The organism is Desulfosarcina sp. (genome assembly GCF_033791525.1).
Classification (GTDB): Bacteria; Desulfobacterota; Desulfobacteria; order Desulfobacterales; family Desulfosarcinaceae; genus Desulfosarcina.
Genome location: NZ_JASJGN010000139.1, coordinates 1 through 6,713, shown reverse-complemented (window position 1 = coordinate 6,713; position 6,713 = coordinate 1). Strand labels below are relative to the sequence as shown.

General features: G+C 53.9%; 5 protein-coding genes. 1 reads left to right on the top strand and 4 read right to left on the bottom strand.

Annotation, left to right across the window (positions count from 1 at the left end):
* The 4 genes from QNK41_RS06440 to QNK41_RS06425 all read right to left on the bottom strand — a co-directional run.
* Positions 1-890: DUF6909 family protein (locus tag QNK41_RS06440; protein ID WP_413815123.1), on the bottom strand; the 890-nt coding region annotated here is incomplete at its 3' end.
* A gap of 360 nt (positions 891-1,250) precedes the next feature.
* Positions 1,251-2,054, bottom strand: coding sequence for a transporter substrate-binding domain-containing protein (locus QNK41_RS06435; RefSeq protein ID WP_319254940.1), 804 nt, complete (start codon positions 2,052-2,054; stop codon positions 1,251-1,253).
* A gap of 397 nt (positions 2,055-2,451) precedes the next feature.
* Positions 2,452-3,270 carry a transporter substrate-binding domain-containing protein gene (locus QNK41_RS06430; RefSeq protein ID WP_319254938.1) on the bottom strand — a complete coding sequence of 273 codons (819 nt, stop codon included), beginning with the start codon at positions 3,268-3,270 and terminating at the stop codon, positions 2,452-2,454.
* Positions 3,271-3,388: 118 nt separating this feature from the next.
* Positions 3,389-3,823 carry a cell envelope biogenesis protein OmpA gene (locus QNK41_RS06425; RefSeq protein WP_319254936.1) on the bottom strand — a complete coding sequence of 145 codons (435 nt, stop codon included), beginning with the start codon at positions 3,821-3,823 and terminating at the stop codon, positions 3,389-3,391.
* 1,079 nt (positions 3,824-4,902) lie between these two features.
* Here QNK41_RS06425 and ltrA point away from each other — a divergent pair.
* On the top strand, positions 4,903-6,321 hold the full coding sequence (gene ltrA, locus QNK41_RS06420; RefSeq protein WP_319254934.1) for a group II intron reverse transcriptase/maturase: 1,419 nt from the start codon (positions 4,903-4,905) through the stop codon (positions 6,319-6,321).
* Positions 6,322-6,713 lie beyond the last annotated feature (392 nt).

Here is a 6,713-nt window from a genome sequence, read left to right as displayed (position 1 = left end):
CGCAGTGCCGCAAAGCCGTATATGACATTCAGCACACTGTGAAGATTGGCGCTGACAATGTGAATCGGCCGCTGGTGCAGGTTCTGCCGAATCAGCTGCTCTTTGATATCCGAGGACCACTTTTTTTCGTACTCCTGCTGACCGATGATGCGCATGAGTGATGGGGTCAGGTAGACGACGATGGCGTCGTTCCGGTTGCTTTTTTCGGCGTCGATACGCTGGCCCAGGCTGTGAATCAGGTGAAGCAGACCGTTGTTGCTGCCATATTTCTTTTTGTTGGCCTCCAGAGAGTGATACATGTCCCGGGTTTCCCGGTAGGGTCGGCCTAAAATGATGCTCAGGCTCCACAGGGCCTGGTCTAAAACGGCATCGGAGAACTGGTCTTGCTGTCGAACGGATTTATCCAGCTCGCTCCATTCGATGGTGAGGTTGCCGGAATCATCGGTCATGCGGCTGCGGATTTTGCGGGCCTCAACAACCAAAAAGGTCATATGGGTGAGAATGTCGTATATCTCACTGAGACCCCGGGTGATCACGAAACACATTTCGTTTTTTCCCACCCGGTAGCAGGTGCGTCGACGTTTGAGGGGAATGGTCGGCTTCAGCGCGTCGTTTTTAAACGGGTCCTCTTCGGTGAGGATGATGCGATTGCACTCTTCGATGCCTTTGGGCAGTCGGTCGATGACGTATTCGAGGCCCTTGAGTTCCACGATCCGGGGGTCGTTCATGCTGCCGTAAATTTCCGGGCTCAGGTTTCGCAGGCACTGCTCCAGCGCCTTGCCCATTTTCCCGGATGGGCGGTAGAACCCGCGGATGGCCGATGCGTCGGTCAGGGTTTTGAATTCACGAATGGCATGACGGGCTTTCTGGGCTTTGGTGAACTCTCTCACAGGTCATTCTCCATTAACTGGCATTGGGCGGAAATGATTACCGAATAATAACATATCCTAAGGATGGGTTGAATAGGTGTAAACCCGTTGGCGGGAACCGTGACCAAGTGCCAGCGTGGTCGATTGGCCGATTGATCAGCTTTCGGGTAAGACGCCGCCAACCGCAGACCCGGGTTGGATAGCGAGCATATGGGGCTTTTCGACGGTACCAGGGCCGGTCCGATCACGAGCCGGAAGGACGAGTGTTGAAAACCGATGACAGGTGGATGATGTCGGTTCGCAGGTACCTGCGATCAAGCACCTGCCCCCGGTGGCCGTGGGCCGAAAAAACAAACCAACCCACGTCATCTGGATCCCGGGTTACTCTGCCAGCGGGATCCAGCGCTTGATGGTTGTCTGCAGGGTGCCCTTTTGCTTGGCCTGGTCGATGAAGGCGTTGACCGCTTCAACCATATCGGGCTCTTCCTTTCTCAACCCCCAGGCCAGGTACTCATCATTGAGCATGATGGGAAGGGGCCTGATACCCTCTGTCTGATGCTGTGCAGCCATCATCAAGACCATGGGCGCATCGTGAACGAATACATCAATACGGCCGGCCATCAGGGCCTGCAACGCCTCGTCCTGGTTGGAAAAGGCCCGAATGGCTTTGGCGCCGGTGCTTTTCTGGCGGATGAAGGCCTCGCCGGTGGTGCCCTTGACCACGCCAATGCGCCAGGTGATGGACTGGGCAAAGGCGGTTTCTCTATTTGTTATGAAGGTGTATTTTTGTAAATTCTTGGTGATGATCATCAGTCCGCTCTTAAAATAGGGCTTTGAAAATGCAATTTGGTATTGTCTGGCCAAGGTGACCGACATGCCGGACATGATGATATCAATGCGGTTGTCCAAAAGGGCCGGAATCTGATCCTCCCATGGGAGTTCTACCAAAACGGCCGTCTTTTTCAGGAACTCTGCCAACGCCAGGGCCAATTCGGGTTCGAGGCCGGTAATCTCCTGATTCTGCTTGAAGATCAGCGGTGGCGCATCCGGTGAAACGCCAACGCGCAGGATGTTTGGGTCCGCATCGACTGCGGCAGGCGGCGGTGTGGTGCAGGCGCACAGAAGCAAGCTGCAAGTCATTGTGACAATCAACAATTGGATGGTTTTGCGAAACGTGACTGGCATGCCTAAGCCCCTTTTTTTGGGTGTGGGTCAACGGTGTCGGGTGCACATAAAAGTTGGACGGGTGAACCCCATCGTTGCATAAAAACATGTGAAATTTATTGTAACATTCTGTAAATATATAGAAAACATTTAATTTCTTTGGATGTTCAGGAGTCCACAGGATGTGAATTCCTGTAAACACAGTGATTTTCTCATGTTTTTACCCTTTCGGGAAAGCGAGAGGATTCCAGATCCCCGTCTTGAACGGGATCTGCGACCCGCGTTGCCAAGGGATTGCAGTAAAGGACTACGACGTCACCCTCGGCGCCTTGGCTCTGAAACCCTCCCGCTTTTGCAACGTTGGGGTGAACTCGAAAGAAATCCGGTCCACCCACCCTTGCCGCTCGACGTCAAGATGCTACTTGAGATCCGACAGCCAGGACGGATCTTCGATCCATTTGATTTTCAGCTTGATCAACTCGTCGGACTGTCGCATGGTATTGAGAAAATTGGTGGTCCAGTTCATCATCTGGGCGTCTCCCGCCGGCATGGCAATGCCCAGCGGTTCGTAGGTAAACGGGGTGATCAGTGAAACCAGCCCTTCGTTGGGGTGACGCAGCAGCGACAGCACGCAGACGTGGTAGTCGGCCACCAGGGCGTCCACCTTGTTGGTGAGAACCATATCGACGGCCGCGTTGTAGTCCTTGGCAGTGACCAGCCGGGCCTTTGGCATCATGGTCTCCACCAAACTCGCGGAGGTCGAGCTTTCCAGGGCCGTGAAGGCAAACGCTTCGGAATTGAGTTTTGAGATGTCCTCGGAAGTCACCAGGGACTTGAACTTGGTCAACAGGGCTTTGCCGGAGATGTGATACGGGCCTGCAAAGGCCACCTTCATGTTCCGTTCGGGGGTGATGGTCATGCCTGAAATAACCATGTCGACTTCACCGGCTTCCAGCGCAGGCAGCAGGTCGGGGAAGGGTTTGATTACCAGGCTCAGCTCGACTCCCATGGCGCCGGCTATATAGCTGGCCAGATCCACATCCAGGCCCATGGGAACACCGGATTTGTCTACCATGTTCAGGGGCGGCATATTGGCTGCCGTGCCCACGCGAAGGACACCGCTTTGGGCAATCCTGTCCAGGCCCGAGGATGTCATCGTGCCGCTGTTGGTATGGGCACACGCTGTGGCAAAAACAAGAACAAGTAACAGCAGCAGACCACGTTTGACCGGTTTCATCGCTTTCCTCCTCCATTCGGTAAGTGTGAATTGAAATTAACTTGACAGTTTAGAATATAGTCCTATCTCTGCTTGGATCGGTTTGTGAAATATACTCGTTCAATGGGCGGTGCGGCGCTTATTCCCAGCCGGCCACCTCGTATCCTTTTTCATAAAGGCAGCGTTCGACGATGCCTCTGAACACCGGCGGGGGGTTGCTTTGGAACGCCATGCCTGCCGCGAAGGATGCCGCTCCGCCACCGGCTGCCCCGGCGATTGCGGCCCGGTGGGGATCGCTACCCAGTGCGGCCGCGGCTGCGGCCCCGGCGACGGCCAGGGCGGCAGCATCGCTGGCGGCATCCTGAGACACCTGGTCGTCGCTGTTCTCACTCGCACCCGTTTCACGGGCCAATACCCAACACGCCTCAAGGTCCTTTTGGGCAGTCGCTTTGCCCATGATCTCAAAATGAGCATTCGGGTAGAGGATCGGCCGTTTCACCGATTCCGAGGCCGATGACGACATCGGCGGCAGCAAGATCAGAAGGCTTGCCAAGGCCATTGTTGTTCGTTTCATATGCCACCTTTCCGTTCCTAAAAAAACGGCAGCAGATCCGGATGACGCCAGCGTATCAAATGAAAAAAAGCGGTCTTTAACAGGCTGTTGAGTCTACCTGCGGTCAGAATTATACCCGCGCAGGGGATGGTAGGCCACGAAAACTGAAATTAACACATTGCCCAATAAGGGTCAATCAATCCGATTGGGATTTGTTCAAGCGAACAGGGAGGGATGAGTTTGTCTGCCGAATGGTACGTTGGGATGGCAAGTGGCGCGGTACAGGTTACAAGGGCGCTTGTTAACCGATTTCCGGGGCGCTTATTTTTCAGCAGGGCGGACACAGATGGTGTTCGAAAAATCGGCTTCGGAATGCATGGAGACTGAGGCTTCTGCATGCCACCAATTGCCGGCGTCATCCCTTATTTTCCTGCAGCCGGAGCAGATGGGCGACAACCCCCCGAGCAGTTTGTTCTCGTCTTCCGGCGCTTCCTGTGGCTGAGGGGTTCATCAAGCTTCGGTGGCAGATCGTCCCGCTCCTTTTCTAACTGCGTGCTGTCTAATCCCCAACGTTGGAGCGCCGGTAAAAACCGGTGGAGAGCAGTGAATGAAAGTTTCACACGATGAAGATTTAGCGAATCACATCGGCCCCGAGTCATGCGTGCATCCCCGTAAGGTGGTTCGCGAAGCGTTGACAGGGGAACGTGCAGGCTGGGTATTGAGCCGCGAAAGGGGGTTTGCTTCGGAGTGCCGACGTCGTCAACGTGTACGGAAGGCAACACGGAATACATCGCTAACGCAAGATGTGTTTCGGCTCCGCGTGGTCGTAGACCCCATGCATGCACGGAAGCTTTTCGCACGGGAACCGGGAGGTCCCATGTCTGGCCTGGTGGTGACAAGGTCCGCGCAGTGAATCCCAAGGGAGTGCGACTGCGGCGCACGGACGTGGGAAGTCGGACAGACCCATAGTACCGAGGAGATCGCCGAACAAAGGCAGGTGTGACTCCTGTCAGCGGAGGCGGTGGAGGAAAGGGGTCTGGCCAAGGGGAATCCGATCTGGCCAAACAAGCTCCGGGCGCTGAACCGGGAAAGAGGTGAGAATGACGAAATTCGAATGGCCCCAAAGCGTTAGAATGCTGAGACGGCCGGCCAGAGATCGTCAGTTTCACCTGTTCGGCTTGCCAAAAGCGCTGGAACGGGTACGACAGGCGGCAGAGCGTGATGGAAGGATGCGGTTTACCTCTCTTTGGCATCATGTTTACAACATCGAAGCACTCGGCAATGCGTACCACAGTCTTAAGCGGGACGCTGCCCCGGGAGTGGACGGTGAGACATGGCGGCATTATGGGCAGGAACTGGAGGGCAACCTTCATGACCTGTCCGGCAGGCTGAAGCGTGGGGCGTACCGAGCAAAACCGGTGAAAAGAGTGTACATACCGAAAAGCGATGGCCGTCAACGGCCATTGGGTGTAACGACACTGGAGGACAAGATCGTTCAGCGGGCGACCACAACAGTATTGAATGCGATATATGAAACCGACTTTATGGGTTTTTCGTATGGTTTCCGACCTGGACGTAGTCCACACGATGCTCTGAATGCGCTCAACGCGGCGGTCATGACGAAGAAGGTAAGCTGGGTGCTTGATGCGGACATTCGTGGCTACTTTGATGCCATCGACCATGAATGGCTGGTAAAATTCATTGAGCATCGAGTCGTAGACAAAAGGGTCTTGCGGCACATCAAGAAATGGCTGAATGCGGGAGTTCTGGAAGAAGGTGCGATAGCTATCAAAGAAGAAGGCGTACCGCAAGGGGGCAGTATCAGTCCGTTGCTTGCCAACGTTTATCTTCACTACGCTTTCGACATCTGGGCGCACCAATGGAGGCAAACGCGTGCAACCGGCGACATGATCATCGTGCGGTTTTGCGATGACTTTGTGGTGGGCTTCCAGTACCGACAGGATGCCGAGCAATTCAAGGAAATGCTTGTTGAGCGTTTTAGAAAGTTTAATCTTGAATTGCATGCCGATAAAACCCGATTGATCGAATTTGGACGATTTGCGGAGCAAAACCGCAGGCGCAGAGGGTTGGGCAAACCCAAGACGTTTGACTTCCTTGGATTTACGCACATATGCGGTCGAACCCGGAAAGGGAAGTTCGTTGTATTGCGGCACACCAAGAAAAAGGGGATCCAAAAGAAGCTGGCAGAACTTAGCAAGGAGTTGCGAATCCGACTCCACATGCCTGTTCCGTTGGTCGGTAAGTGGCTTGGGTCTGTACTGCACGGCCACTATCGTTACTTTGGTGTTCCTGGGAATGGTCGCAAATTGGAGAGCTTTAGGTATCATCTAAGTCAACTATGGTACAAAGCACTTCGTCGCCGCAGTCAGCGATCAAAGCTGACTTGGGAACGTATGAACCGCCTGATCGAACGATGGTTGCCAAAAGTCCGAATTATGCATCCGTATCCCGATTTGCAACTGTACGTCACTACCCGAGGCAGGAGCCCAGTGCGTTAGCAGCGCTCGCTGGGATCTGTGCGGGGGGTGCAGGGTGACCTGTGTTCCTACCGCGACCAAAAGCGGGAGGGTTTCAGAGCCAAGGCGCCAAGGGTGCAGCCGTAGTAATTTACTGCAATCCCCTGGCAACGCCGGATCTGGATTCCTGCGGCTTTCCTGCAAGGGTACAAACATTCGAAAATTATTGTTTTTTCTGGAGTTCACATTTGGTGAATTTTGTGCGTGCAAAAACAGTCATTTTTTATCGAAGTTCCCAAAACTCAAAGCTGGGAGATGGGGGCACCCAATAAAGGACTGTTCAATTAACAAAACATCTTTCAATGCACATTGATAGAAAAATAAAAGATAAGCGTCATTAAATGGCAAAATGCTTTGTTGGTATTGACATCCAA

Excerpts from the sequence above, each read along its gene's own strand:
- QNK41_RS06425 (WP_319254936.1), bottom strand. The coding sequence starts at position 3,823 with ATGAAACGAACAACAATGGCCTTGGCAAGCCTTCTGATCTTGCTGCCG.
- QNK41_RS06435 (WP_319254940.1), bottom strand. The coding sequence starts at position 2,054 with ATGCCAGTCACGTTTCGCAAAACCATCCAATTGTTGATTGTCACAATG.
- QNK41_RS06430 (WP_319254938.1), bottom strand. The coding sequence starts at position 3,270 with ATGAAACCGGTCAAACGTGGTCTGCTGCTGTTACTTGTTCTTGTTTTT.
- ltrA (WP_319254934.1), top strand. The coding sequence starts at position 4,903 with ATGACGAAATTCGAATGGCCCCAAAGCGTTAGAATGCTGAGACGGCCG.